This is a genomic window from Chryseobacterium shigense (assembly GCF_014207845.1).
Classification (GTDB): domain Bacteria; phylum Bacteroidota; class Bacteroidia; order Flavobacteriales; family Weeksellaceae; genus Chryseobacterium; species Chryseobacterium shigense_A.
Window position 1 is genome coordinate 1,113,572 of record NZ_JACHLC010000001.1, and the last position, 25,029, is coordinate 1,138,600.

Annotated in this window: 20 protein-coding genes; 16 read left to right on the forward strand and 4 right to left on the reverse strand. The window is 39.0% G+C overall.

Translation table 11 applies throughout. The annotated features are described in order from the left end of the window. Positions 1–593 precede the first annotated feature (593 nt). Complete coding sequence (locus tag HNP36_RS05115; RefSeq protein WP_184159756.1) at positions 594–935, forward strand: helix-turn-helix transcriptional regulator; 342 nt, start codon at positions 594–596, stop codon at positions 933–935. A 19-nt stretch (positions 936–954) separates the two neighbouring features. Here the strand turns inward: HNP36_RS05115 and HNP36_RS05120 are convergent, their stop codons facing one another. Continuing rightward, complete coding sequence (locus HNP36_RS05120) at positions 955–1,686, reverse strand: MBL fold metallo-hydrolase (protein WP_184159754.1); 732 nt, start codon at positions 1,684–1,686, stop codon at positions 955–957. A 75-nt stretch (positions 1,687–1,761) separates the two neighbouring features. Further along, complete coding sequence (locus HNP36_RS05125; protein WP_184159752.1) at positions 1,762–2,511, reverse strand: NUDIX hydrolase; 750 nt, start codon at positions 2,509–2,511, stop codon at positions 1,762–1,764. 356 nt (positions 2,512–2,867) lie between these two features. Here HNP36_RS05125 and HNP36_RS05130 point away from each other — a divergent pair, with 356 nt between their 5' ends. The 4 genes from HNP36_RS05130 to HNP36_RS05145 all read left to right on the forward strand — a co-directional run bounded on the left by HNP36_RS05130 (position 2,868) and on the right by HNP36_RS05145 (position 6,243). Further along, a complete protein-coding gene (locus HNP36_RS05130; protein WP_184159750.1) occupies positions 2,868–4,058 on the forward strand; it encodes an MFS transporter in 1,191 nt (396 codons plus the stop codon). 104 nt (positions 4,059–4,162) lie between these two features. Beyond that, positions 4,163–4,861, forward strand: a complete 699-nt coding sequence (locus tag HNP36_RS05135; protein ID WP_184159748.1) for a DsbA family protein — start codon at positions 4,163–4,165, stop codon at positions 4,859–4,861. Positions 4,862–5,129: 268 nt separating this feature from the next. Next, positions 5,130–5,708 (forward strand): nucleosidase, encoded by a 579-nt coding sequence (locus tag HNP36_RS05140; protein ID WP_184159746.1) that lies wholly within the window; start codon positions 5,130–5,132, stop codon positions 5,706–5,708. A 10-nt stretch (positions 5,709–5,718) separates the two neighbouring features. Further along, entirely contained in the window at positions 5,719–6,243 is a 525-nt protein-coding gene (locus HNP36_RS05145) for a GNAT family N-acetyltransferase (protein ID WP_184159745.1), read from the forward strand. A gap of 96 nt (positions 6,244–6,339) precedes the next feature. On the opposite strand, the gene HNP36_RS05150 is transcribed toward HNP36_RS05145, so the two are convergent. Next, positions 6,340–7,437: a TauD/TfdA family dioxygenase gene (locus HNP36_RS05150; protein WP_184159744.1), complete on the reverse strand. Its 1,098-nt coding sequence runs from the start codon at positions 7,435–7,437 to the stop codon at positions 6,340–6,342. A gap of 217 nt (positions 7,438–7,654) precedes the next feature. Here HNP36_RS05150 and HNP36_RS05155 point away from each other — a divergent pair, with 217 nt between their 5' ends. From HNP36_RS05155 to HNP36_RS05195, 9 genes are read left to right on the forward strand one after another with little or no spacing between them, the layout of a single operon-like run. Beyond that, positions 7,655–9,181: a pyridoxal phosphate-dependent decarboxylase family protein gene (locus tag HNP36_RS05155; RefSeq protein WP_184159742.1), complete on the forward strand. Its 1,527-nt coding sequence runs from the start codon at positions 7,655–7,657 to the stop codon at positions 9,179–9,181. Beyond that, positions 9,153–11,573, forward strand: coding sequence for a GNAT family N-acetyltransferase (locus HNP36_RS05160; RefSeq protein ID WP_184159740.1), 2,421 nt, complete (start codon positions 9,153–9,155; stop codon positions 11,571–11,573). Before HNP36_RS05155 ends, HNP36_RS05160 begins: the two co-directional genes overlap by 29 nt. Beyond that, positions 11,566–12,882, forward strand: coding sequence for a lysine N(6)-hydroxylase/L-ornithine N(5)-oxygenase family protein (locus tag HNP36_RS05165; protein WP_184159738.1), 1,317 nt, complete (start codon positions 11,566–11,568; stop codon positions 12,880–12,882). Before HNP36_RS05160 ends, HNP36_RS05165 begins: the two co-directional genes overlap by 8 nt. Before the next feature lie 6 nt (positions 12,883–12,888). Then, complete coding sequence (locus HNP36_RS05170; RefSeq protein ID WP_184159736.1) at positions 12,889–14,697, forward strand: IucA/IucC family protein; 1,809 nt, start codon at positions 12,889–12,891, stop codon at positions 14,695–14,697. Continuing rightward, positions 14,694–16,097 (forward strand): MATE family efflux transporter, encoded by a 1,404-nt coding sequence (locus HNP36_RS05175; RefSeq protein ID WP_184159733.1) that lies wholly within the window; start codon positions 14,694–14,696, stop codon positions 16,095–16,097. The genes HNP36_RS05170 and HNP36_RS05175 overlap by 4 nt, the downstream gene beginning before the upstream one ends. Position 16,098: 1 nt before the next feature. After that, positions 16,099–16,344 carry an acyl carrier protein gene (locus HNP36_RS05180; protein WP_048504159.1) on the forward strand — a complete coding sequence of 82 codons (246 nt, stop codon included), beginning with the start codon at positions 16,099–16,101 and terminating at the stop codon, positions 16,342–16,344. Positions 16,345–16,348: 4 nt separating this feature from the next. After that, positions 16,349–17,737 carry an AMP-binding protein gene (locus HNP36_RS05185; RefSeq protein ID WP_184159731.1) on the forward strand — a complete coding sequence of 463 codons (1,389 nt, stop codon included), beginning with the start codon at positions 16,349–16,351 and terminating at the stop codon, positions 17,735–17,737. Further along, the gene (locus HNP36_RS05190) at positions 17,724–20,141 is read left to right on the forward strand and encodes a TonB-dependent receptor (RefSeq protein WP_184159729.1); all 2,418 of its coding nucleotides are present in this window, start codon (positions 17,724–17,726) and stop codon (positions 20,139–20,141) included. Before HNP36_RS05185 ends, HNP36_RS05190 begins: the two co-directional genes overlap by 14 nt. A gap of 1 nt (position 20,142) precedes the next feature. After that, entirely contained in the window at positions 20,143–21,312 is a 1,170-nt protein-coding gene (locus HNP36_RS05195; protein ID WP_184159727.1) for a PepSY-associated TM helix domain-containing protein, read from the forward strand. Between the two features lie 300 nt (positions 21,313–21,612). Here the strand turns inward: HNP36_RS05195 and HNP36_RS05200 are convergent, their stop codons facing one another. After that, a complete protein-coding gene (locus tag HNP36_RS05200) occupies positions 21,613–23,100 on the reverse strand; it encodes a PLP-dependent aminotransferase family protein (RefSeq protein ID WP_184159726.1) in 1,488 nt (495 codons plus the stop codon). A 177-nt stretch (positions 23,101–23,277) separates the two neighbouring features. Here HNP36_RS05200 and HNP36_RS05205 point away from each other — a divergent pair, with 177 nt between their 5' ends. Beyond that, a complete protein-coding gene (locus tag HNP36_RS05205) occupies positions 23,278–23,901 on the forward strand; it encodes a hypothetical protein (protein ID WP_184159723.1) in 624 nt (207 codons plus the stop codon). After that, positions 23,894–24,994 (forward strand): aminotransferase class I/II-fold pyridoxal phosphate-dependent enzyme, encoded by a 1,101-nt coding sequence (locus HNP36_RS05210; protein WP_184159721.1) that lies wholly within the window; start codon positions 23,894–23,896, stop codon positions 24,992–24,994. The genes HNP36_RS05205 and HNP36_RS05210 overlap by 8 nt, the downstream gene beginning before the upstream one ends. Positions 24,995–25,029: the final 35 nt, after the last annotated feature.

Consider the following 25,029-nt stretch of genomic DNA (forward strand, 5'->3'; position numbering starts at 1 on the left):
TTTAAAACAAACGTTTAATCATTGATGGCTTTCATAATATAATAAACAGAAAAGCTTGAAATTTCAATAATGTAAAGAACGGTCAATTTTAATCAGATCCCTGAATTTAGCATACCATACATATACCACAAGCTTTAAATATTTCTGCTTTTAAGCCCTGTATAATGAATGATGATAATGAATAAAATCTTCAAAAACATTGATTGAGATCATAAAAAACATCATCTGCATCTTCTAAATTTGTTTAAAATAATAAACACTAATGTAATTCAGCACTGAATTGAACATATAATAAATAATCCGTTTATAAGCACAGACGTGGTATGTATGTGGTATTTCAATTCTGTAAAATTTTAATCATTTTTTCTTTCTTTGTTTCATTTAAAAATAAACCGAAGATCAAACTTCAGTTAGAAATTTTTAAGAATAATACCGGGACCGATAAAAAATGTATTATGCTATTGAATTATAAGTTATAGAATTTAAGTATATGAAGCCTCCATTTAAAATAGCTATTAAACTAGTTGGAGAAGAGAATTTGTACTGATGCTCTATGAGACATCAGAAATAAAGTCAGAGATGAGAAAAATATTATGAAAAACGAAAAACCCCAATCTAATTTAGAAGATTTGAACCAAAAAAATACAATGCAGGACGAGATTATAGCGTTGGCTAAAGAAAATTCTCCACGCCTGCTGAATAAATTCAGATTAGTTTACCCTGATTTTTTTGATAAAATTGCCAATGTATGTCCCAGTCTCAAAAATTCTGAACAGATTTTTTGCATTTACCTGAAACTCAACTTTACCACCAAGGAGATTGCAACCTATACTTTTGTAACTCCAAAAGCTATTCAGAACAGAAAAAACAGGATTCGTAAAAAGCTAAATATTCCTTCTGAACTGGATATCTATAAGTGGTTCAATGACCTTTAAAAATCTATTTTGTATCAGTTTATATTTGGATTACTGCTTTGTCCAGATCGTGATAAAGCAGTATTTTCCACTTCTCCTCGGTAGCTTCTTTTTGCCATTTCAACCTTAATTCCATTGCTTTTCTTCCGTCAAAATCGCTTTTATAAGCCAAATGATATTTCAGGTAAGATTCCTGCGGGAGATCATCTGCACCGTAAAAAGCGGTTTCTCCGTTTTCCCTGATCCAGAATACCTGCATAAAAGGAGTATGCCCGCCCGCTACTTCAAAAGAAATTTCATCACTGATATTTCCCTTGTCTTCATCCATCCATACGATATTCGGCAGGCTGATCAGTTTCTCCAGCATATCAAAATCGAAAGAGGGATTTCCTTTATTTTCAAGGGCAAAAGCCAGTTCACGTTTCTGGATATAGATCGTTGCATTAGGAAAAGCCGCAGCAAAACCGTTTCCGTTATTTTGAATGCTTCCGTCGATATGGTCTTTATGAAGATGTGAAAGAAGTAGTTTGGTAACCTGTTCAGGTCTGATATTTTCTTTTTCCAGTATTTCTGAAATAACGGTCTTTCCTTCAGCATTTTTCCATCCAATCCCGGCGTCCAGAAGAATATAATCATTGGCTGTAACGATCAAAAATGGTTGCACAGACATTTTAATTCCTCTGACGGTATCAAAATTCTCATTGGTCAGTAGTGTAAAGTCCTTCGTTTTGCTGGCAGAGAAATTACCTTCTTTAAGCGGAATAATTTTCATGCTGCAAATTTCCCTAATATTTTTAAAACCTGAAAACCTTTTTTTCAATAGGATTCATTGGAAAAAACGATCATACTACCAGCTGTTCAGCCCGTTTTCCATAGCTTTGGCATAATGTTCTTCATCAAAAGAGTAGAGGTCCGGAGCTTTGTGAGCGCCACCACGTCTCTGTTCATCAAGTTTTTTCAAAATTCCCAGGTTCTTTATTTTCCTGTAAAAATTCCCCCGGTTGAGCTCTTTTCCTAAAATAGCTTCATATAATTTCTGCAGTTCCGGAAGGGTAAATTTCTCAGGCAGCAGATTTTTCCCGATAGGTTTTGTAGATATTTTCTGTCTCAGGGTAAACAGGGCCTTTTGAATGATTTCATAATGGTCCATCCCAAATTCTATTTCCGGCAGTCTGCTGAGAAATACCCATTCACATGTCTCACTGAACTCATCAGGGATAAGACGAAATCCTGAAGGACTGTATAACGCATAATATCCCACCGTAACAAATCGCTGTTTCTGAAAAAGTGTTTCATCAAAATCTTCAAAATAAAACTCACTTCTGTTTTTCCTTCCGAATACACCAAATTCTTCGAGATAAACATCGGTAACTCCGGATCTTTCCTTAAGGATTCTCTTTACGGCTTCATCCAGATCTTCATCTTTTCCAACATAACCACCCGGAAGCAGCCATTGTTTTCTGTAATTGGTTTTAATAAGCAAAACTTTAAGCTCGTTATGCTCAAACCCGAAAATAACCGGATCGGCTGAAATGTGAGGCAAAAAAATCTCTTTGGCCTCCATCGACTGTTGTAAAAGCTGTTGTTTAAAATCCATGGAATTAGTTTGAAATGTGTTTTATTACAAATTTGCTAAAAAAATTGAAACAAAAAGGATATTACCACAAAATATTGACCGCTGTTTTTGCGTTAAGGTAGAATATAAAATATATAGCTGGTTTTCTTCAAACCATTACCAACAAAAAAAGTATTTCCCTATTTTCCTGCCAATAAATTATTTTACAATTAAATGTCTGTAGTTGATTGAAAGAGCTCGTTTCCAAACGGTCTTTTTTTTTTAAAATTGATTACCTTTGACAGTTCTGAGAAGCATATTTATTTTGACTTTTTAAGCCATTTATAACTCTCTCTACACTCATTCTAACATAAGCTAAATAAAACTCCGATTATATCATGCAGGTAAGTTCACCCTCCGCCATTTCCCGTACTGTAATCTGGCTGATGGCTGTTATTTCAGGCCTTGTGGTTGCCAACAATTATTATAACCAGCCTCTGCTGGCCCTTATTTCTGATGATCTGCATGTTTCCGAAAGCGCGGCAAGCAAAATTTCCGTACTTACCCAAATAGGTTACGCTTTAGGGCTTCTGCTGCTTGTCCCTCTTGGAGATAAATTTTTCCGGAAAAAATTAATTTTATTGGATTTGGTTCTTGTATTCGGATCTTTGCTTTGGATGACCTTTGCCACTCAATTATGGATGCTTTATGCAGCAAGCCTTATGATAGGGGCAACTTCGGTAATTCCCCAGCTGTTTGTACCTATTGCAGCAGAACTTTCTTCGGATAAAGAAAAATCATCCAACATTGGACTTGTAATGTCCGGACTTCTTCTGGGAATCCTTTTGTCCCGTTTCATTGGCGGTATTGTAGGAGAGGTCTGGGGCTGGAGAGCCATGTTCGGTATTGCTGCAGGATTAATGGTTTTTGTTTGGATTGCCGTATATAAAATGTTGCCCGAAATGCCTCCCAATTTTAAGGGAACGTACAGGGAATTGATGCGTTCCGTTGTTCATCTGGCTAAAACACAGCCGATACTGCAGCTGGCTTCATTCCGTGGAGCGATGGCATTCGGATCTATGTGTGCTTTATTTACCACTTTGGTCTTTCATATGGAGAAACCGCCCTTCAATGCGGGTTCTTCGGTTGTGGGAAGCTTCGGACTTGCCGGAGCGGTAGGAGCACTGGCAGCAGCTAAAGTGGGAAAACTTCAGAAATATCTTGATATCAACAGAATCATATTGTACTCCCTTTTTATTGTGATAGGAAGCTGGGCCTTTACGTATTTTGCCGGGGAAACTTACTGGGGATTGATTGTCGGGGTTATTTTGGTTGATCTTGGAGTACAATCCAGCCATATCATGAACCAGACCAATTATTTTTTAATTAAATCCAATGCAGTGAACCGTCTGAATACGGTATATATGGTTTCGTATTTCATCGGCGGATCGCTTGGAACCTGGCTGGCTTCTATAGCCTGGCAGCAGGCACAGTGGGAAGGAGTCTGTTTTGTAGGAGCTTCTTTCGGGTTGTTTGCAATCATTGTGCATGTGCTGTTCTGTAATAAAGTGAATGGATCATCAAACTGATTTTAAAAAATTTTCTTTTGTTTAAATATATTGTAACAAATCTTGTTACATTAAATAAAATACCCTAAATTTGTGCTATAAATAATTTCATCAAAAATTAAAAAATGAAAATAGAAATATGGTCCGATGTTATGTGTCCATTTTGTTATATCGGAAAACACAATTTCGAGCAGGCTCTTGAAAAACTTCCATTTAAAAACGAAATAGAAGTAGAGTGGAAGAGTTTCCAGTTAGATCCAACCCTGGATACCTCAAAACCTCAGAATACAATTGAATATTTCAAAGAAAAAAAGGGATTTCCGGCAGAACAGGCTTCACAGATGATTAATCAGGTTGCCCAGATGGGAAAAGGCGCAGGAATTGATTTCAATTTTGAAAAAGCAATAATCACCAACACTTTTACTGCCCACAAATTACTTCATCTTGCTAAAAAACACGGCAAATCCAATGAGATGGAGGAAGCTCTTTTTAAAGCTCATTTTATTGACGGAAAAAACGTAGGAGATCTGGAAGAACTTGTTTCTTTGGCAGAAAATACGGGTATTGATAAAGATGAGGCAAGAAAGGCTTTAACTACAGATCAGTTTGATTATGGGATTAATCAGGATATTCAGGAAGCGAAAAACAATGGTATTTCCGGCGTTCCTTTCTTTATTCTGAACGGAAAATATGCCGTATCAGGTGCACAGCTGGCGGAAGTTTTTGCAGATGCCCTTCAGCAGACATATAAAGAAACAGTAAGCCCGCTTAAAGATCTTTCTCAAGGTGGTGCGTCATGTGATGCTGATGGATGCAGTATGTAAGGAAATTTGAGAAATTGAGAACCTTTGTTTTAACCACTAATATCACCAACAGATTCACAAATAGCACTATTAAAGCCTGTTAAGATATGTGGAATTTGTGAAAGATCTTAGTGTTATTAGTATTTTATAATAAAATATAAATCAGCTTATTCAATATAAAGAACACCTCAATCCGGGTGTTTTTTTGTACTGTACGACTCAATAAAAACAGGAAACAGTTCCCGTTTTTATTTTTTCAATGCTTATTTTTGTTTAAATAATTTGCTCAATGATAAAAATCAATGCCGAAGCTCAATATCCAATTTCAGAAACATTGTTTGTTTTTGCTCTGGATTCCGAAGCAGGAAAAGCTTTTGAAGGAAAAAATAAATTGGTGACTGGAATAGGAAAAGTGAATGCAGCTATAGAACTTACCCGGGAAATTCATTCCAGAAAGCCTCAACTGATTGTTAATCTGGGTTCTGCAGGAAGTAAAAGTTTTGGTAAAGGCGAGGTGGTATGCTGTACGAAGTTTATCCAACGGGATATGGATGTGAGAGGGCTTGGTTTCAGTCTCTATGAAACCCCTTTATCCGGTATTCCGCCTGTTCTGGAATATGGCCTTCAGATGAATGGCCTGGAAGAAGGAATTTGTGGCAGCGGCGACAGTTTTGAGATGAATCATTCTGAAACAGACTATAATATTGTAGACATGGAAGCTTATCCGCTTGCTCTGATTGCAAAAAAAGAAAATATTCCTTTCCTGTGCCTGAAATATATTTCAGATGATGCAGGAAGCGATGCGGCAGACGATTGGTCGGTTCAGGTCCATCTGGCTTCTGAAGCATTCAAAAAATTATTATTTTAAGAGAAATAAAATGGCATCTGTTATTATCAACAAAGCTTCAACTGAAGATCTGGAAACCATACAGAATGTAGGCAGGCAGACTTTCCATGAAACTTTTGCGGAAAGCAATTCAGAAGAAGCGATGAAAATCTATCTTGAAGAAAGCTTCAGTACAGAAAAAATAAAATCAGAGTTAAATAATCCTGATTCCTATTTCTTTATTGCCTGGGAAGAGGATATTCCTGTTGGTTACCTGAAATTAAATTCCGGCCAGGCACAAACTGAGCTGCAGGACGATACTTCTTTGGAAATAGAGCGTATTTACGTCAAAAAAAGCCACCATGGTCAGAAAGTAGGCCAGTTATTATATGACAAAGCCCTTGAAACAGCCCAAAGTTTGAAGAAAGGATATCTTTGGCTTGGAGTCTGGGAACAGAACCTCCGGGCGCTTAATTTTTACAGGAAGAATGGTTTTGAGGTATTCGGAAATCATACATTCAGGTTGGGAGATGATGAGCAGACCGACCTGATGATGAAAAAAACTTTAGTTCAATAAAACGTATTACATCTTATATTTCTAAAATAGAAATCCTTTTAAGCACAGGACTTAAAAGGATTTCTCATAATGATTATCAAATATCAATGAAACATTTTAAATATTTTCAAAGTTTTTGCCCAAGTGCTCTTCAATCACAAAGAACGGGTCTTCCGTGCGGGTATGGCCTCTCATATCCAGCAAACTTACCTTACTCATCATTCTGAGCATGATTCTTCTTTCGCAGCGGTATTCTATCCCGTCAATATTTCTTATCCCTGCTCTGAAAGCCGATCTTCCGTGAGCACACAAATGATTATTGACCAATATCACATCTCCTGCCTGCGGTGTGAAGCCTGAATAGATAAGATCTCTTGCCTCCTCCCAGAACTCATTCAGATGATGATGAGCCTCATCACTTTGCCTGATGCTTGGATTGAACAGCTGTTCCGCTGCATCAAACCTCATGAATGGAAGCTCATAATTGCCATACAGAATAGCATCCAATACCTCTTCTTCATTGGCTCCAGTTTCAAGATTGGCATCTTTCGGAATTTTATACATAGGCTCAAAAAGGGGCCTGAATTTTTCCCCGATAGATTCATGGGAACGGATAGAGTATAGGGTAGAAGGTACCTGCTCTTCATTTCTGATGTACATAAAGCTTAAAAAATCAGCCTGGTGTTTCAGGAAAGCATCTTCCGTATGCACATAAAGATCTGTTGATGAACCTGATCCCGTCTGAGTTTCCCGCATTTTTTCATCCGGGATAATAGCATGCATCAATCCTCCACCTTTACGCTGTGAGTAATATTGTACCGGTTTGGACGGAAGCGCACCATGAATCAGCGCACAGGCAAAACCATAGATATTGAATTTGGAATAATCTGCAGACTGCCAGTTAGCAGGCGTAGTGCCTATATTCTCCTGGTCAATATCCATCAACCCTCTGAAAGCCAGTGCTCCGTACTGGTTCTTTGAAAAATCGCTGGCAAAATCAGCGGCTATATGTAGAATTCTTTCCGGTAAAAAATAAGAAGCAAGCTGATGAACATGGGTAATAAATTCACGGTTTTCATAGCTGCCGTATTTTCTCTGAAGATGCTCCGCTGCATCTTGTATCATTCTTCTTTCCTGAGATGTGATCTCAACGACTCTTGGAAGCAGTTTTACCGCAGTAATACTGTCGTTATCTAAAATTTCTAAAGAATTCATTAAAAAAATATTTGGTGTGTGAATATAATTTTTATATTTGTTTTTAATTATTCTAAATAAGAATTGACTGGCCAAATTTATGAATAATTTACAAACCACCAAATAAATATTTAAAAAAATGTAAAAATTAAAGACTTGACTGTCAGATATATATACTTGTATATCAAATGAATTTCACACAACTTACTGATTTTAAAATCACCTTACATAAACGTATATGAACAACAATCAAATGCCCGTTGGAGACCTCATGAACGCTTCCTTACCTCACATTTCGGGGAATTTTGGAAATATTTTTCATTCTGATAATTATGATCATTACCGTTCCGCGGTAGAAGAAACTTTAGACCTTGTGGGAACATTTCTTCACAGAAATCAAAAACCCTTCAGCGGAATAGAAGCCAAAGAAATGAAAGGCATGGTACAGCAGATAGACCTTAATCAAAAACTGTCTTCTTACCAGGAACTACTGGATGAAGTAGACACTATATATGTAAAGCACGCCACTGCTTTCCATTTACCACAATACGTGGCACACCTTAACTGTCCTATTGTAATTCCGGCATTAGCGGGAGAAATCCTTGTAAGCGCCATCAATTCTTCCCAGGATACTTACGATCAGAGTGCGGGAGGAACATTCATGGAAAGAAAACTGATCGACTGGACCGCAGAACAATTGGGATATAGCCCGGATAAAAGCGACGGGGTTTTCACCGCAGGCGGATCACAGAGTAACCTGATGGGGCTTGTTATGATGCGCGACTGTTTTTCCCAAAAGAGATACAATCATACTATTAAGCTTGATGGTCTTCCGCAGGAAGCAGGTAGGTTTAGAATCTTTGTTTCTGACAAATCCCACTTCAGCAATTTAAAAAATGCCTCTATCATGGGATTGGGCGAGAAAAGCATCGTAAAAGTTCCTACAGATGAAAGGTTCTGCATGGATATCGCTTTGCTGAAAAAATATATCAAAAGAGAAGAACAGATGGGAAATATCCCAATCGGGATTGTAGCAACCGCCGGAACCACAGACTTTGGAAACGTAGATCCCCTGGAAGACATCGCTAATATTGCAGAACAATATAATATCTGGATGCATGTAGATGCGGCTTACGGATGCGCTTTATTATTAAGTGAAAAATACCGTCATCTTCTGAATGGTATAGAAAGAGCGGATTCTGTGACGATAGATTATCACAAATCATTCTTCCAGCCTATAAGCAGCAGTGCTTTCATCGTGAAGAACAAAAGAGAACTGAGAATCCTGAAGCATCATGCAGATTATCTGAATCCCGCAGAAATGGATGAAGAGGAAATTCCTGCACAGATCAACAAATCCATTATCCAGAGTACCCGCAGATTTGATGCCCTGAAATTATGGTTCACGTTAAGAATGATGGGTAAAGAACAATTGGCCGAGTATACAGATACTGTAATAGACCTTACGAAAGATGTTGCGTCCATGATCCGCGAAAACGCAGATTTCGAACTGCTTTCCGATACGGATCTGAGTGTTCTGGTTTTCCGCTATATCAGACCAGATGTAGAAGATCTGAATGCTTTGAATCAATACATCAAAATGAAGCTTTTCTACAGCGGGGAAGTCCTTGTAGCCAGCACGAAAGCAGACGGAAATTTCTACCTGAAGTTTACCTTCCTAAACCCGATTACAACAACAGAAGATGTTCATCAAATTTTAAACAAGATAAAAGCGCATGGAGAAGACTTTGGTACAGCAAACTAAATTCACTGAACAGGCACAGGAAATTACGGTAAGAATTCTGCTGAACGGCATGCTTCGCGAACTTGGAAACGGAAGATTTTATCAGGGAGTCCCAAAATATGATACGTTAACGGCTCAAGCACTTCAAAACAGCATTTATCCGCTGCATATAAGATTTGAATTGAAGAAAAGCAAAGTCTTTTTATTCGCGCCCGTTTCTTACCGCTCTGAAAGTACCTTTCATAATTATGGCATGCCTTTATGGATCGTAGATCATAACAATCAGACAGTTTCTGAGGCTGATATTGATCAGTTGACTGCTTTGGTATATCAGGAACTTTCTGAAGCATCAACGCAGCAGGGACTTGAGCTTTTTACGAAAAGAATTCAAAGCAGTTTCCACAATCTCCAAATGATCATGACTGAAGGTTTAAAGAAGAAAAACACATTAACCTTTTCTTTCCTTGAATCTGAACAGCAGCTTCCCGTAGGGCATAATCTTCACCCCTTTACAAAAGCAAGAATGGGGTTTTCCAGAGAAGAGCAGCTTCTTTACGGCCCTGAATTCAATAAAGGGATCAAGCTTGAATATTTTCTCGTCCATAAAAACTGCGTGAAAAAAAACTCTGTTCTGGATATTCCTTACAGCGAATTCCTGAAAAGTATAGTTTCACTGCCTGAAAATCTCGAGCAGAAATATATTAATGAAAATATTTCAGATTTTTATACAGTTCCGTGTCATCCGTGGGAAGCCAGCTATCTTTTATCTACAAAAGAAGGTTCTGAAATGGTCGGCAACCGTACTTTAATTCACATTGGAACTTTAGGGGAAGAATTTTATTCAACCTCATCCATCAGAAGTATGTACAGTCCGGATGTCCCGTGGATGCCTAAGTTTTCCTTAAATGTCCTTTTAACCGGTTCTATAAGAATCAATACGGAAAAGGACTTGGCAAGAGGGTATGCATCGGCATTGTGGCGTAAACATGCGGGAGCATCTTTTGAAAAGGATTTTGATCAGTTCAGATTGCTGCTGGAACCGGTAACATTAGGCGTTTATCATGAAGATAAAAACATTGAAAGTCTGAACCTGCTTTTCCGTGAAAATCCATTTTCACCTGAAGACAAAATATTGTTACTGGCACGACTTTGCCAGGATGAACCTGCAGAGGGACAAAACTTCATCCAGCAGTTCTTTAAGGAAGTTTCAGAAAAACTGAGCACAAGCCCTGAAGAATCTGTAACGATCTGGTTTGAAAAATACGTCAGATTACTGATTGCTCCTTTAAACCATTTGTACAGCCAGTACGGAATGGCTCCTGAAGCGCATCAGCAAAACCTTCTGATCAAACTGGATGACCAGTTGCTGCCACAAACTCTTTTTGTAAGAGACGCACAGGGTTATTTACTGAGAGAAAGCACAAGAGATCAGTACACTGAACTTTCAAAACAGTATCCTGAAATTGAAGACCTTTTCATCAAAGACGAACGACTTTTAGATATAATCTCTTATCATGTGCTGGTAAGCAATCTTTCCGCACTTATTGCTTCATTGGGAAAGACAGGATGGGCCAAAGAAAGAGATCTGATCAATATACTGCATAATGAATTTAAGCTAATTCATCAGGAAATGCCGTCAGATTTCACCCGTTACGCCCTTAAAAACCGCTATTGGGGAACCAAAACAAACTTTAAGGCAGTTGCTAATGAAATTGACGGAATTACCAGCGCAGGAGCCATTTCTTATGCTAAAGTTCCGAATCTTCTTCATTATTATTATTTCTCGGATCAGCTGATTCATCCAATAGGAAAAGAAGCTTTCTTTAAGCGTTATTTCCAGAAAGATGATGTCACAGTTACCATAAGACCTATAGATATTGATGAAGACCTTGAAATGCTTCATGAATGGTTCAACCGGGAACATGCGATCAAAATCTGGCAAATGAACTGGCCGATTGATGAACTGGAAACCTACTACCGACTGATGCTTCCGGGAGATGAAGCACACAGCTACATCATCATGAGCAATGGTGAACCTACATGCAATATTGAGGTTTACTGGCCATGCAGAGATATTGTCGGCGATTACTATGATGTACTGCCAACCGATTACGGAACCCACCAATTTATTGCACCAACAGATCCGAAGAAGAAATATGTTTCACCTTCCACACAGTCTATGGTAGATTATGTATTTGCCCAGCCTGAGGTTGGAAAAATGGTAGGGGAAGGCTCGGTAGATTCTCTGGCTTCTATGATGAATAAAGCCCATGTCGGGTTCAAAGTAGATAAAGTCATTGAAATGCCTCATAAAAAAGCCAACCTCAATTTCTGCTACAGAGAATGGTACTGGGAAAAGTTCCCGCAAAACAAAGATGTAGAATTCACCGTAAAAATCACTGAACATGAATAACGATAATATATATAACGTGATCGGAATAGGCATCGGTCCTTTCAATCTGGGACTGGCAGCATTATCCAATCCGATTTCTGAATTAAAAACCCTTTTCCTGGACCAGAGAGACGGCTTCGACTGGCATCCGGGATTAATGATAGACCATGTAACCCTACAGACACCTTTTCTGTGCGACTGCGTATCCATGGCAGATCCTACCAATCCCTTAAGCCTTCTGAATTATTTAAAGGAGACAAACAGGCTTTACAAATTCTTTATCAGGGAAGATTTTTTCATTCCACGTAAAGAATACAACCGATACTGCCAGTGGGTGGTGAACCAGTTGCCGCAATGCCGTTTCTCAACGCAGGTTGTGGATATTGTCTATGAAAACGGATTGTATTTAATTACAACTATTCATACGAAAACCAAGGAAACAGAAGTTTTCAGAACAGAAAGACTGATCTTGGGAACCGGTACACAGCCTCACATTCCTTCATTTATTCCGAAAGATGATTCACGTATTCTGCATACAAGCTCTTATCTGTACCGAAAGGAAGAACTTTTATCACAAGGCAAAAAAATTGCTGTAATAGGTTCCGGACAGAGTGCTGCAGAGGTTTTCTATGATTTATTACAGAGCCGTGATGAAGATACACAACTGGGCTGGTATTCACGCCCTGATCGTTTCTTTCCTATGGAATATTCAAAACTGACCCTGGAACTTACTTCTCCTGATTATGTAGACTATTTCTATGGCAGAAGTGAAACAGCAAGAAAAACCATTTTAAGCAAACAGCAGGCACAGTTTAAAGGCATCAACTATGACCTTATCAATCAGATTTACGATTTTATCTACGATCTTAATATTGACAATGCTGATCCAAAGCTGACAATTATTCCTAACAGTCAACTGGATAAGGTAGACAACAGCAGTACAGATCATCTTACTCTTGAATTCACCCAACTGGAACAGGAAGTACCTTATGAACAGGAAGCTGACTATCTGGTGATAGGAACAGGATACCGTTATCATGAACCTGCATTTTTAAAGAATATCCAGTCCAGGATTAAAAGAGACTCAGGCGGTTTATTTGCAGTAAACAGAAATTATTCCATAGATCATAATGGTGGCGAAATTTATGTGCTTCACGCAGAGGTACATACCCACAGTTATATTTCCACTGACCTGGGAATGGCGGCTTACCGTAATTCCTATATCATCAATGATATTTTGGGAAGAGAATATTATAAGATTGAAAAGAAAATAGCTTTTCAGGATTTTGATGTAGAAAAACATGCAGCAATGTCACCCGCAAAAATATAACAGAAAATGAACACTAATTTAAATACAATCAGTCAGGAAATCTGGTTACAGGCCAACAGAGACCTTATGGCTAAAACCCTTGCAGAACTGATGCATGAAGAACGGCTTAAACCTGCTCCTGTCCTTCAGGATGAATCAGGATTCACCGTTTTTAAACTGGAAACCGGTATCGAAAATATAGAGTACACATTCCGGGGACAGAAAAGAATGATGGATTACTGGCATATCGATAAAGACAACATCGTAAAAACAGAGAACGGCATAAAAACCTCAGCTCTGAATATTCCTCAGTTCTTCTTTGAAATGCAGACCATATTCGATCTGGATGCCAATACGCTGGCAAGATATACCGAAGAATTACTGCATACCTTATATTGTGATGCCTTAATCCTATCGCGAGGTGTTAAATCATCAAAAGATCTTGCATCAAGCAATTACCAGACCGTAGAACATCAGATGACAGGACATCCCTGGGTGATTGTCAATAAAAGCAGGCTGGGCTTTTCCCCAACTGATCTTGAAAATTTTGCTCCTGAAGCAGGTAAGGATTTAAAAGTTCTGTGGCTGGCTGCCCATAAAGACAGGTCCGCATTTCAGTCTTTGGAGCATATTAACCAGGAAGAGTTTTACCGTTCTGAAATGGGAAATGAGCTGTTTGAAGAATTTCAGCAAAAGCTTATTGACGAAGGAAAATCCGTTCAGGATTATAATTTAATTCCGGTTCATCCGTGGCAGTGGGAACACAAACTGAAGATCCACTTTGCAGGTGATATCGCTTCAGGTATTTTAATACTATTAGGCGAAGGAAATGATAGGTACAGCCCGCAGCAAAGCATCAGAACATTATTTAATACAGGCCATCCTGAAAAAAGATACCTGAAAACAGCAGTTTCTATTCTAAGCACAGGTAACATCAGAGGGTTATCTCCCAAGCAGATGAAGATCGCTCCGGCCATTACGGATTGGGTTAAAGGTTTGATTAAAGATGATGCTTATCTGGAAAACAAGGGTACCATCTTTTTGGGAGAAGAAGCTTCCATTGCTTATCTGCATCCTCATTACAGTGCAATTGCCGGAGTTCCTTATCAGTACAATGAGTTTTTAGGGGCTTTGTGGCGTGAAAGTGCTTCAAAATATTTACAAGAGGACGAAGAAATGTTCACCATGGCTTCCCTTTTATTTGTAGATCAGAACGGGATTTCTTTGGTTCAGGCTTTTGCAGAAAAAGCAGGGATCAGTATTAAACAATGGATTACCAATTATCTTGATGCCTATCTTACACCGCTTCTTCATATCTATTACACCCATTCTCTTTGTGTAACACCTCACGGTGAAAATATTATGGTAGTATTGAAAAACGGAGTACCTCAAAGAATTGTCATCAAGGATTTCGTGGATGATATTGTCCTGACCACAGAAGCTAGGGAAAAACTTCCTGATCATCTGGCAGACGGACTCATTCAGTCTTCCAATAAGGAAAATGTTCCGTTGTCTATTCTGTTAGGTGTTTTTGATGCCTTCTTCAGGTACTTATCGAATGTATTGCACACTTATGCAGACTTTCACGAAGAAGAATTCTGGACACTTGTTCATGAATGTGTGGAGAACTACAAAAATCACAATCCCCATCTGAATGAACGATACGAAAAGTATGATCTTTATACCCCTGAGTTTAAGAGATTCTATATCAACAGCCTGCGTCTGAAAAATGGTGGATACAGTGAAAATAAGGCATTTGCCATTCCGAGGAAAGATGGCGCACTGCCCAATCCTCTGTATCAGATTGCCAATAAAAACTCTGTAGCGACGGTATGAGGAAGCTTCTGCATCTTGTAAAGGAAGGATCTGTATTTGCGTACGGAGCTTTGGCAGGGAAAAAGATAGAGCTTACATCAGGCAGTATCAACCGTTCTATCTTCAGTCTGGCCATTCCTATGGTTATGGAGCTTGTGATGGAATCTGTTTTCGTCAGCATCAATCTTCTGATTATTGCAAAGCTGGGGGATAAAGTTCTCGGACTTGTAGGGATTACAGATAACTACATCAATTTTGCCAACGCCATTGCTATTGGACTTGGTATAGCTGCTGCAACCCTTACTGCAAGGAGAGCCGGTGAAAAGGACCAGGAAGGTATGAGCCGGACTGCCCATTACATCATATTGCTGGCTTTTGCTTTTGCTGTACTGATTGGTGGGCTGTCATTTATTTTTGCAGGGGAAATCATCAGCTTTCTTGGGTTTAATACCGGGATAGTTGAGAACGGACTGCCTTTCTCCCAACTGGTCTTTTTAAGCATAGGTCTGGTAATCCTGCGTCTGTCCATCAATGGATTGTTCAGGGGAGCCGGAGATGCGGATCTGGCCATGAAATCGCTTTGGCTTTGTCATATCTCAAGTATGATCTTTGCCGTGATTCTTGTATTCGGACTTGGTTTTATTCCTGCTTACGGATTAATGGGACTGGCTTATGCCACCGTTTTATCACGCTTATTAGCTGTTTTGTACCAATTCTTTATTCTTCTTACAAGAAAAACCAGTATCAATATTCTGGTGAAATTCCATATTGATTTTTCACTGTTGAAGAAGATACTGAAAATCACTTTTGGAGGCCTTGTTCAATATATTATCCCTGCTTCAAGCTGGCTGATTATGGTTAAAATCATCGCAACATTCGGAACAACAGCTCTTGCAGGATATATTATCGCCCAGAGAATTGCTTCTGTAGCTACAATGCCAGCCTGGGGAATTGGAAATGCCGCGGGAGTACTTACAGGACAGAATTTAGGCGCCGGAAATCCGGACCGTGCCGAGAAAACAGTATGGAGAGCCGGAGGAATCAATATGACCTATCTGGTAGCAGTTGCTGTATTCTGGCAGTTTGCAGCAGAGTATGTGGTAACTTTCTTCACGAAGGAAGCTGAAGTAGCCCGCTATGCCGTACAGTACATCCATGTGGTATCTATGGCGTATCTCTTATTAGGCTTTACAATGGTAATCAGCCGTGCGCTGAATGCAGCCGGCAATATTATGCAGGTAACCCTGCTGTACATGATCATGTTCTATGTGATTCAGCTTCCTTTGGCTTACCTGCTTGGGGTAAGGCTTCAATGGGAACTGAAAGGAATATTTACGGCTATTGTTTCTTCGGAAATTGTATTGGCTGTACTATTCTTAATGATCTTCAAAAATGGTAAATGGAAAACTATAAAAATTTAAAATGCACACAACAGACGAATTTTATGAAATTATCGCATCAGCAATCGCTGTAAAAAAAGAACTGGTAGACGAAAACCTTACGTATCAGGAAATTCCTGAATGGGATTCTATGTCGCATCTGCTTATTGTAGAAGCTTTGGAACAGTTCTACCAGGTAAAGTTTGATTTCAACGATATTCTTGAAATGGGAACCGTCGGAAAGATCCGCGAAAAAATGAAAAAATACGATGTACTCGTAGAAAACTAAGTATATGAAAATTTTAGAAAATGTAATTGCCAACAAGAACTTGTTGTTTACAGATGCTTCCACCGGTGCCACCACGCCGGTTGGAACCCTGTACCGTTCTTTAGGCCTCAATCCTGTGGAAAAAGGATTGATCTTTTTGTACAATGACAACCAGCTGTCCAGTATTGAGGTACTTCTCAATTTTTACGGAACAGCACATGCCATTGCAGTTTTGGGCCAGAAGCTGCACTCGGAGTTCAAAGAACGCCTGGAAGGAGAGTACCGTCCAAAATACATCTTTGATCCCTCAAGAGATGAGGTTCAGGGATATTCGTTAAAGGAGTTTTCGGAAACGGTGAAAATCTTTGCTAAAGAAGATTACCAGCCGGAAGTGACCATTCATCCCGAAATCAAGATCCTGCTGAGTACTTCCGGAACTACCGGAGTTCCGAAGCTGGTGAAGCTTTCAGATGAAAACCTTTATCAGAATGCAATAAGCATCCTTCAGTATATGCCAATCCTGGAAACGGATGTAGTTCCGTTGAACGTACCGATTAATTTCGTCTACGGTTTTTCTATTTTTACCACCAACTGTATGCGGGCAGGAAGAATAGTCTGTACGGACAAAGACATCATGCAGAAAGCATTCTGGGATGAAATGGAACAATACGGATACAGCACGCTTGGCGGAGTTCCCTATCTGTATGAAAACCTGAACAGGATAGGGTTCTTCAGAAAAAACAGCGCTAGCCTGAGATACATGACCCATACCGGAGGTGTAATCAACGCTGAATTGAGAAAAACAATCTTTAATTACTGTCATGAATTCGAAAAACAATTCTTTGCCCAGTACGGACAAACCGAAGCAGGAGGAAGAATGGCTTATCTTACTACAGACGGACTTCTTGAAGAGGAAACTTCCATAGGAACTCCGGTAAACGGCGGCAGCTTCCAGATCGATCCTGAAACAGATGAACTTCTTTTCTTACATACAAGCATCAGTGGCGGTTATGCCAATAAGCTGGAAGACCTTTCAACTTATGAACAGCCCAGACTTCTGCGTACGGGAGATACGGCAAGAAGAGGACAGAATGGATTATACTACATTACAGGAAGAATCAAGAGGATTATGAAGCTTTTCGGGATCCGTCTCAACCTGGATGAGGTAGAGTTTATCCTTAAAAATGAGTTGGAAGGCAATACATTCGTCTGCCTGAATTCCAATGACAAAAAAATCATTGTACTTTATGACAACAGCGAAATTGATCCCCGGATCATTACGGAGACTATCAAGAATAAACTGCGTATCAACCCGCAGTATGTACGCACCGAACACATAGAATCATTTCCATTATCACAAAACGGCAAAATCAACTATCCACTGTTACAAAACTTACAGCATGAAAACATTTAGAACCCTTATATTACTTTTATTACTTGTCAGCTTTCCGCTTATTGTCTCTGCACAACAGAGTGAACGCGTTCACGGCAAGGTCATGCTGTCTGAAAAAGTGCCTGTGAAAAATGCGCTTTTAAGATTAGTCAATACGCCGTATCAGGCAAAAACCAATAATTTAGGAGAATATTACTTTGATAATGTGCCGCCTGGAGAATATACTCTTCAGGTGGTTTTAAATGATATCGAGCTGATGCGTGAGCAGATCCGCATTGAGAAAGATATTTTTGAAATTCCGGTAATTTATACTTCAGTAGAAAACAACGTCATTGAAGGCATCACAGTATATGCCGTAAGCAGGAATAAATTTCTGGATAAGGACAGTACTTCCATCTCCAAAATGCCATTGAAAAACCTGGAAAATCCACAGTTTTATACAAGTATTAACCAGCAGATCCTGAAAGAACAGCTTGTTTATGATATTTCCGATGCGTTAAAAAACGTTCCGGGTATTGTAAAAATGCAGGGAAGTGCCGGTAGAGCAGGAGACGGAAGTTTTTATTATAATTTACGGGGATTTCCTACAAGAGTTTCTATGGTAGATGGTGTTCCGGCAACAACCAACACCGAAATTGACCCCGCAGATATTGAGCGAATTGATGTGATCAAAGGCCCATCAGGAACCTTGTACGGTGGGGCAGTTACTTCTTTCGGGGGATTGATTAATGTAATGACCAAAAAACCGAAGGATTACTTCGGAGGTGAAGTTTCCTATCTTTTGGGAAGCTACAACCTGAACCGCGTCACAGCTGATGTGTATGGCCCGGTTACGGATTCAAGGAAAACACTTTTCCGTCTGAATGCTGCTTATCAGTACCAGAATGGGTTCAGGGATTCTGAATTCAGAAAATCGATGTTTGTAGCACCAACACTCAGTTACCAGGTAAACGACAGATTGACATTTAACCTGGGAGCACAGATTTATACCTATGAAGGAACAAACACTCCTATTATTTTCCTGTCCAGAACAAGAAAATTTTTCGCTGCAACACCTGATGAACTTGGATTCGACTGGAAAAGGTCTTATTCCAATAATGACATGAGCTTAAAAGCACCTTCCATCAATGTAAAAGCTGAGGTTAACTATAAGATTTCAGATAACTGGAGCTCACAGACCTTAATTTCAAGGAACTACCGGAAAACAGAAGGACTGTACCAGTATCAGTTCATCAGAGGAAATACCAGCGATGCCCTTTTGGAACGTAATGTACAATGGCAGAATTCTGAAGGAGCATCTACCAGCATTCAGCAGAATTTTAACGGAGAGTTTAAAGTAGGAAAAATTAAAAATAAAGTTCTTATCGGATTGGATTACCTGAACCAGTCCCTGAACAATAACAATTCGCCTATCGTTAAATATGATACCATCAACGGAAAAAATCTTACAAATGGTTACGGATTCATTTCCAAAGATCTTGTTCTGCAGAAAATCCAGTTGTCTAAAGCAGCGCTGGAAAGAAATACAACATCAAGTAACATTTATGGGGCTTATGTTTCAGATGCAGTATATATTACAGACCGTCTGATTACCCTGTTAAGCTTACGTTTCGACCATTATGAAAGCAAAGGACAACTTAATCTGAACAGTAATATCAATTCAGGCGCTTTCAATCAGAATGCGTGGTCTCCTAAGATAGGTGTGCTGTATCAGATCTATAAAAACCGCCTTTCTGCCTATGCCAATTATATGAACGGGTTCAGCAATACGCCTCCTTCTATTCAGCCGCTTTCAGACTACAGCGGAGATTTCAAACCGCAGAGATCCAATCAGTGGGAAGTAGGTTTAAAAGGAAACCTTTGGAGAAACAGGGTGAATTTCACAGTAGGATATTATGACATTCTGGTTGATAATATGCTGAGAGCAACTGAAGTAATCCGGGACGGGAAAAGCTATAATGTCACCATTCAGGATGGAGAGCAGAGAAGTAAAGGTATTGAAATTGAAACCATTCTGAATCCGGTTCAGGGGCTGAACATTATGGCCGGATATTCTTACAATGACAGTAAATTTGTGAGGGCTGCCGCCTCTGTTGATGGCCGCCGTCCTTCATCTGCAGGTCCTGCCAATGTATTTAATTCATGGATAAGCTATATTCTGCCGATCCAGGGACTTCAGGGGCTGGGATTGGGGCTTGGAGTGAACCGTATCGGTGAACAGGTTACCGTAGATAATGCAACTACGGGCCAGTTTATATTTCCGGCCTATACTTTAATCAATGCTTCTTTATCTCTTGAAAAGGAAAGATACAGGTTAGGATTTAAAATGAATAATGTAGGAAATACCAGGTATTTCGCAGGACAGGGTGTTATAGTTGCCCAGATGCCCCGTAACTTTGTTGCAGAGGTAACTCTTAAGTTTTAATATGAATCCTGTACTAAGAAAAATAGCCTATCAGCTACATCTATGGCTCGGACTAACGTCCGGGCTTATAGTTGTAATAATGGCCGTTACCGGATGTATTCTTGCTTTTGAAAAAGAACTGAAGCATACCATACATCCTGAAAAATATTACGTCAAAACCATAAAAAAGCAAAAACTGCCATTTTCTGATCTTAAATTAAAGGCAGAACAGGCATTACCGGACAGCCTGAAAGTGAGCAGGGTAGAAATATCCTCCGATCCATCAAGAAGCTATACATTCCGGTCCCTGAAAATGAATAATGAAGCTTTGACGTATTGGGGATCATATATCCATTATTACAGAGTTTATGTTGACCCTTATACCGGAAAGGTTCTTGAAGTGGAAAATGCTAAAACCGATTTTTTTGAAATTGTTATGGATCTTCACCGCAGGCTTTTACTGGGTGAAAAAATTGGTAAAACAATCACAGGGTATTCTACACTTATACTGGTTGTTATGCTTTTTTCCGGGTTGATTATCTGGTATCCCCGCAAAATGAATAAGAAAGCATTGAAAGGAATGTTCCTGATTAAAACATCAGCAAAGTGGAAAAGAGTCAACTATGATATGCACAATGTCTTAGGATTTTATGCTGTCATTCCATTACTTCTTATTTCTTATGCTGCATTGATCTGGAATTTTGAAGATTTTGATAAATGGGTAAAAAAAACACTGAACGGAAAAGCAAAGACCGAACAGAAAGCCAAAAGCACAATTCCTTCCGAAAAAAACACAGATCAAAAAAGCATCCTGAATATTGTAAGCAATAAGGTGGGAAAAAGTCTGGCTGATAAACAATCCGCACTCATCAGTTTTCCCAGGTCAGAAGAAGGAACCTATTATGCTGAGGTTACCTATGGAAACAGGCAATACCAGAATGAGCAGTTTAATTTCGATCAGTATACAGGCGAAATATTGAAGCACCAATCTTATAAAGACAAAAATATCGGATACGGAACCGCATTAAGAGAGAGGAACTATGACCTTCACACCGGAAGCATTTTGGGAATGACAGGAAGGGTTTTATATCTTTTTGCAGGTATGATCGCAGCTTCACTTCCCATCACAGGATTCATCATTTACCTGAACAGGAAAAAGAAGAAGCCAAAGAAAAAGGAGATCAAAATATAGCTTTTATATCAAATTAAAAAAACAAAAATTCAGATAAGTGTAGCGTAACAGTTACACTTTTTTTATACCAAAAATTCAATAAATTCAAACACAAAAAATCTGCTACATCTGCTCAATCTGCGAGAAAATTTAATACAAGTGTTTATCCTATCAACAATTTGATTTGCAAAATCTTTGTGATTATTTTTTTAGTCTCTCGCAGATTGAGCAGATGTAGCAGATTTTTTCCATCCTTATAAATATTAAAATTCCATTTTGTGATGTATTGTACTATTCAAATTACAAAGAATTTTAAAATTTTCACAGCAATTTTTTAGCATTTTCTGCAAAAATTTCCATACTTTTTTCCATTTCATCAGCATTGAGATTCCCAAAACCCAGTCTCATGGCCGTAAGATCTTTGGTTTGGTAAAGCAGTGTTTTAGGGATAAAAAGATTTTGCCGTGCACAGTTCCGGCTTAACTGCATCAGATTAACAGGAACTCCCCATTCCAGCCAGAATGCAAGTCCTCCGGATGGTTTCTGAAATTGTATAAACTTCCCTAAATGCTCTTCCAGCAACTCTGCAAAATAATCCCTTCTTTCCTGGTAAACCTTTAAAGATTTTTTCAGGTAACGATGGATTTCACCTTCTTCAATCATTTCTCCCAAAGCTCTTTCCATTAAAATATCTCCCTGCCGGTCTATGATTCCCAGGTATTTCCTCATTTCGGCCATCAGATTTTCCGGTGCAACAATAAAACCTGTCCTGAATCCGGGAGCCAGCGATTTCCCGAAAGACCCTATATAAATTACCATACCATTGGTATCGGCGCTTGCAAGAGGTAGAATCGGGCTTTTATCATAATGAAATTCGTAATCGTAATCATCCTCGAGAATCACAAAACCATATTCATGGGCGAGATCCAGCAATTCAAGCCTTCGCTGGGCACTCAAAGCAACAGTAGTAGGATAGTGGTGATGCGGGGTAAGATAAAGCATCCTGATCTTCTGTTTCCTGCAAATTTCCCTGACGTTTTCTACTATAATCCCTTCCTCATCTATTGGCAATGAAACAATATTAACGCCTGCTTTCTGAAAAATCATATTGACAGAAAAATAGCTCAGTGCTCCTACCAAAACCGTATCCCCTTCGGAAAGCAGAATTTCAGAAACAATATAAATACTCATTTCTGTGCTTCGGGTGATGAGAAGATTATTCTTTGAAATAGGCAGCCCCCGGGAAAGATTAAGATAACGGGATAAATGTTCTTTAAAAAATTCACTCCCGTCATGATTATAATGTCCCAGCATTTTCTGATTGGATTTTCTTTTAAGAATTGAGCTGTAAAATCTTGAATGCTGGCCGATCTGTGTTAATCTTATATCCGGAATTCCATCATTAAAAACATATTCACAGTCTGAATGCTCAAAAGGATTATCCAGGATATTTGAGGTTTTAAAAGGAAATCCTGTGGTTTTAGGATAATTCTGAAGATTGTTTTTTTCAAAATCTTTCACTTTTACAGGCTGTTCAGGATTTTTACCTATAACGAAAGTTCCTTTATTCGGAAGGCTTTCAACCCAACCCTGTGCAGATAATTCATCGTACACTGCAACAACTGTATTCCGGTGAATATCCAGAATCTCACTGAAGGTCCGGGTTCCGGGCAATTTGGTGCCATAAGGAAGAAAACCTCTCTGGATAGCATTAATGAGCTGATTCGCAATCTGCATATAGATTGAAGTCTCAGAATTTCTGTCAATTTCTATGAAACTTCTGTAAGGAATTTTAACCGGACTATCCATAATATAAAAACTGGCACCTTTTAATAGTCCGGCAATATACTACTTTTGGATCAAAATAAAATGAAAAGTTACGGGTTGCGAGTTATGTGATTCGGGGATTGAAGTTTAATCTTCTTTAACATTAAGTCGAAATTAAATATCCCGTAACCCGTAACCCAACCCCGAAACAATAAATCTATGGAATTTCATCAACTGCTAAAAAAAATTGTCCAGGATGGAGGAACTCATGCCAAATGGCTGAATACCCTTTCTTTCATGGAAAATGCCGGCGCCAGAAAAATCTCTAAATGTGAGCATCCAATTTCAGTGAATCTGATTCAGCTTAAACATGCAGCTGAAGAACACCGCCATGCTTACTATCTGAAAAAACAAATCGGAAAGATAGATCCTGAACTGTGTAAAACATATGAGGTTCATGAACTTCTTGCTCCCGTCGCAACCAGGCAATACCTTCATTTCTTAGATATTAAGGCTTGTAAATACCTTCAGACTGCTTTCAATTTAAATAAAGAAGAATTAAAATATGCAGCCTATCTTTTTGTAACCTATGCTATCGAGGTTCGTGCAGATGAGCTGTATCCGGTATATCAGGATATTCTGACCAGAGCATCTTCAAAAATTATGGTAAAATCCATTATCCTGGAAGAAGAAGGGCACCTTGAAGAAATGATTCATCAGCTCAATGAATTTTCCCCGGAATGGAAACAGCATGCAGAACATATTCTGAGAATAGAAAAGGAATTGCATAATCAGTGGATTAATGCTATAGCTGAAGAAGTATCACAACCGGATTATGCTTAATAAATTTCAGGAAGCTCTTGACCGGAGAAGAGAAACAGGGATCTTAAGAACATTAAAGCCTGAATCAAAAGGCATTGATTTCTATTCCAATGATTATCTCGGAATGTCAGGCAATGAAGAATTTCAGTTACAGCTGCTTGAAATGATCCAAAAGAATCCAAAACTTCTTTCAGGAAGCTCCGGTTCAAGACTGATCAGCGGAAACAGCAGCATAGTAACTGAAGTGGAAAATTATATTGCCAAACAACATCAATATCCGGATTCCCTGCTTTTTTATTCAGGTTACAATGCCAACCTGGCCCTGTTTTCTACATTACCGGACCGCCATGATACCATTATCGTTGATGAACAGATTCATCGCTCAGTTCATGATGCCTGCAGAATGTCTCATGCTAAAAAAATAAAGTTCAGGCACAATAACCCGGAACATCTTGAAAATATTCTGAAAAAACAAACGGGACCATGTTATATAGCAATAGAAAGTCTTTATTCTATGGATGGAGATTTTGCTCCCATTCAGGAAATTGCAGCCTTATCCAAAAAATATAATGCAGCACTGATTGTGGATGAAGCCCATGCTTTTGGAGTTTTTGGCTATGGTATGATTGAAAAATATCAGCTTCAGAATGATGTTTTCGCAGCCGTAATCACCTACGGAAAAGCTTTGGGAACACACGGAGCCGCAATCCTATGCCATGAAACAGTGAAATCTTATCTGGTCAATTTTGCATCTCCGTTCATCTATACCACAGCCGCTCAGGACTTCTTGTGGCAAAGTATAAAAACAGGCTATCAGTTTTTAAAACAGAACCCTGAATTATCAGAAAAGCTTCATCAGAATATAAAAATTTTCAGAGATCAGCATATAGATACACCTTCGTCAGCAGTGAGCCCGATACAAGCTGTACTGATCCCGGACAATCACCAGTTAAAAGCTCTGCAGCAGGCATTATCTGAAAAAGTATTTTCGACTTATGCAGTATACAGCCCAACGGTAAAAGCAGGCACTGAAAGACTCAGAATATGCATTCACAGCTTCAATACGGAAGAAGAGATTATTGAACTGTCAACCATAATTAAAAAATTCACCTGAAGCAAAAAGACGAAAACGAAAAAGCAAATGAACCG

Coding starts and splice junctions, on each gene's coding strand:
- HNP36_RS05135 (WP_184159748.1), top strand. CDS start 4,163: ATGAAAATAGAAATATGGTCCGATGTTATGTGTCCATTTTGTTATATC.
- HNP36_RS05200 (WP_184159726.1), bottom strand. CDS start 23,100: ATGGATAGTCCGGTTAAAATTCCTTACAGAAGTTTCATAGAAATTGAC.
- HNP36_RS05195 (WP_184159727.1), top strand. CDS start 20,143: ATGAATCCTGTACTAAGAAAAATAGCCTATCAGCTACATCTATGGCTC.
- HNP36_RS05140 (WP_184159746.1), top strand. CDS start 5,130: ATGATAAAAATCAATGCCGAAGCTCAATATCCAATTTCAGAAACATTG.
- HNP36_RS05120 (WP_184159754.1), bottom strand. CDS start 1,686: ATGAAAATTATTCCGCTTAAAGAAGGTAATTTCTCTGCCAGCAAAACG.
- HNP36_RS05190 (WP_184159729.1), top strand. CDS start 17,724: ATGAAAACATTTAGAACCCTTATATTACTTTTATTACTTGTCAGCTTT.
- HNP36_RS05165 (WP_184159738.1), top strand. CDS start 11,566: ATGAATAACGATAATATATATAACGTGATCGGAATAGGCATCGGTCCT.
- HNP36_RS05125 (WP_184159752.1), bottom strand. CDS start 2,511: ATGGATTTTAAACAACAGCTTTTACAACAGTCGATGGAGGCCAAAGAG.
- HNP36_RS05130 (WP_184159750.1), top strand. CDS start 2,868: ATGCAGGTAAGTTCACCCTCCGCCATTTCCCGTACTGTAATCTGGCTG.
- HNP36_RS05185 (WP_184159731.1), top strand. CDS start 16,349: ATGAAAATTTTAGAAAATGTAATTGCCAACAAGAACTTGTTGTTTACA.
- HNP36_RS05155 (WP_184159742.1), top strand. CDS start 7,655: ATGAACAACAATCAAATGCCCGTTGGAGACCTCATGAACGCTTCCTTA.
- HNP36_RS05210 (WP_184159721.1), top strand. CDS start 23,894: ATGCTTAATAAATTTCAGGAAGCTCTTGACCGGAGAAGAGAAACAGGG.
- HNP36_RS05145 (WP_184159745.1), top strand. CDS start 5,719: ATGGCATCTGTTATTATCAACAAAGCTTCAACTGAAGATCTGGAAACC.
- HNP36_RS05180 (WP_048504159.1), top strand. CDS start 16,099: ATGCACACAACAGACGAATTTTATGAAATTATCGCATCAGCAATCGCT.
- HNP36_RS05175 (WP_184159733.1), top strand. CDS start 14,694: ATGAGGAAGCTTCTGCATCTTGTAAAGGAAGGATCTGTATTTGCGTAC.
- HNP36_RS05170 (WP_184159736.1), top strand. CDS start 12,889: ATGAACACTAATTTAAATACAATCAGTCAGGAAATCTGGTTACAGGCC.
- HNP36_RS05150 (WP_184159744.1), bottom strand. CDS start 7,437: ATGAATTCTTTAGAAATTTTAGATAACGACAGTATTACTGCGGTAAAA.
- HNP36_RS05160 (WP_184159740.1), top strand. CDS start 9,153: ATGGAGAAGACTTTGGTACAGCAAACTAAATTCACTGAACAGGCACAG.
- HNP36_RS05115 (WP_184159756.1), top strand. CDS start 594: ATGAAAAACGAAAAACCCCAATCTAATTTAGAAGATTTGAACCAAAAA.
- HNP36_RS05205 (WP_184159723.1), top strand. CDS start 23,278: ATGGAATTTCATCAACTGCTAAAAAAAATTGTCCAGGATGGAGGAACT.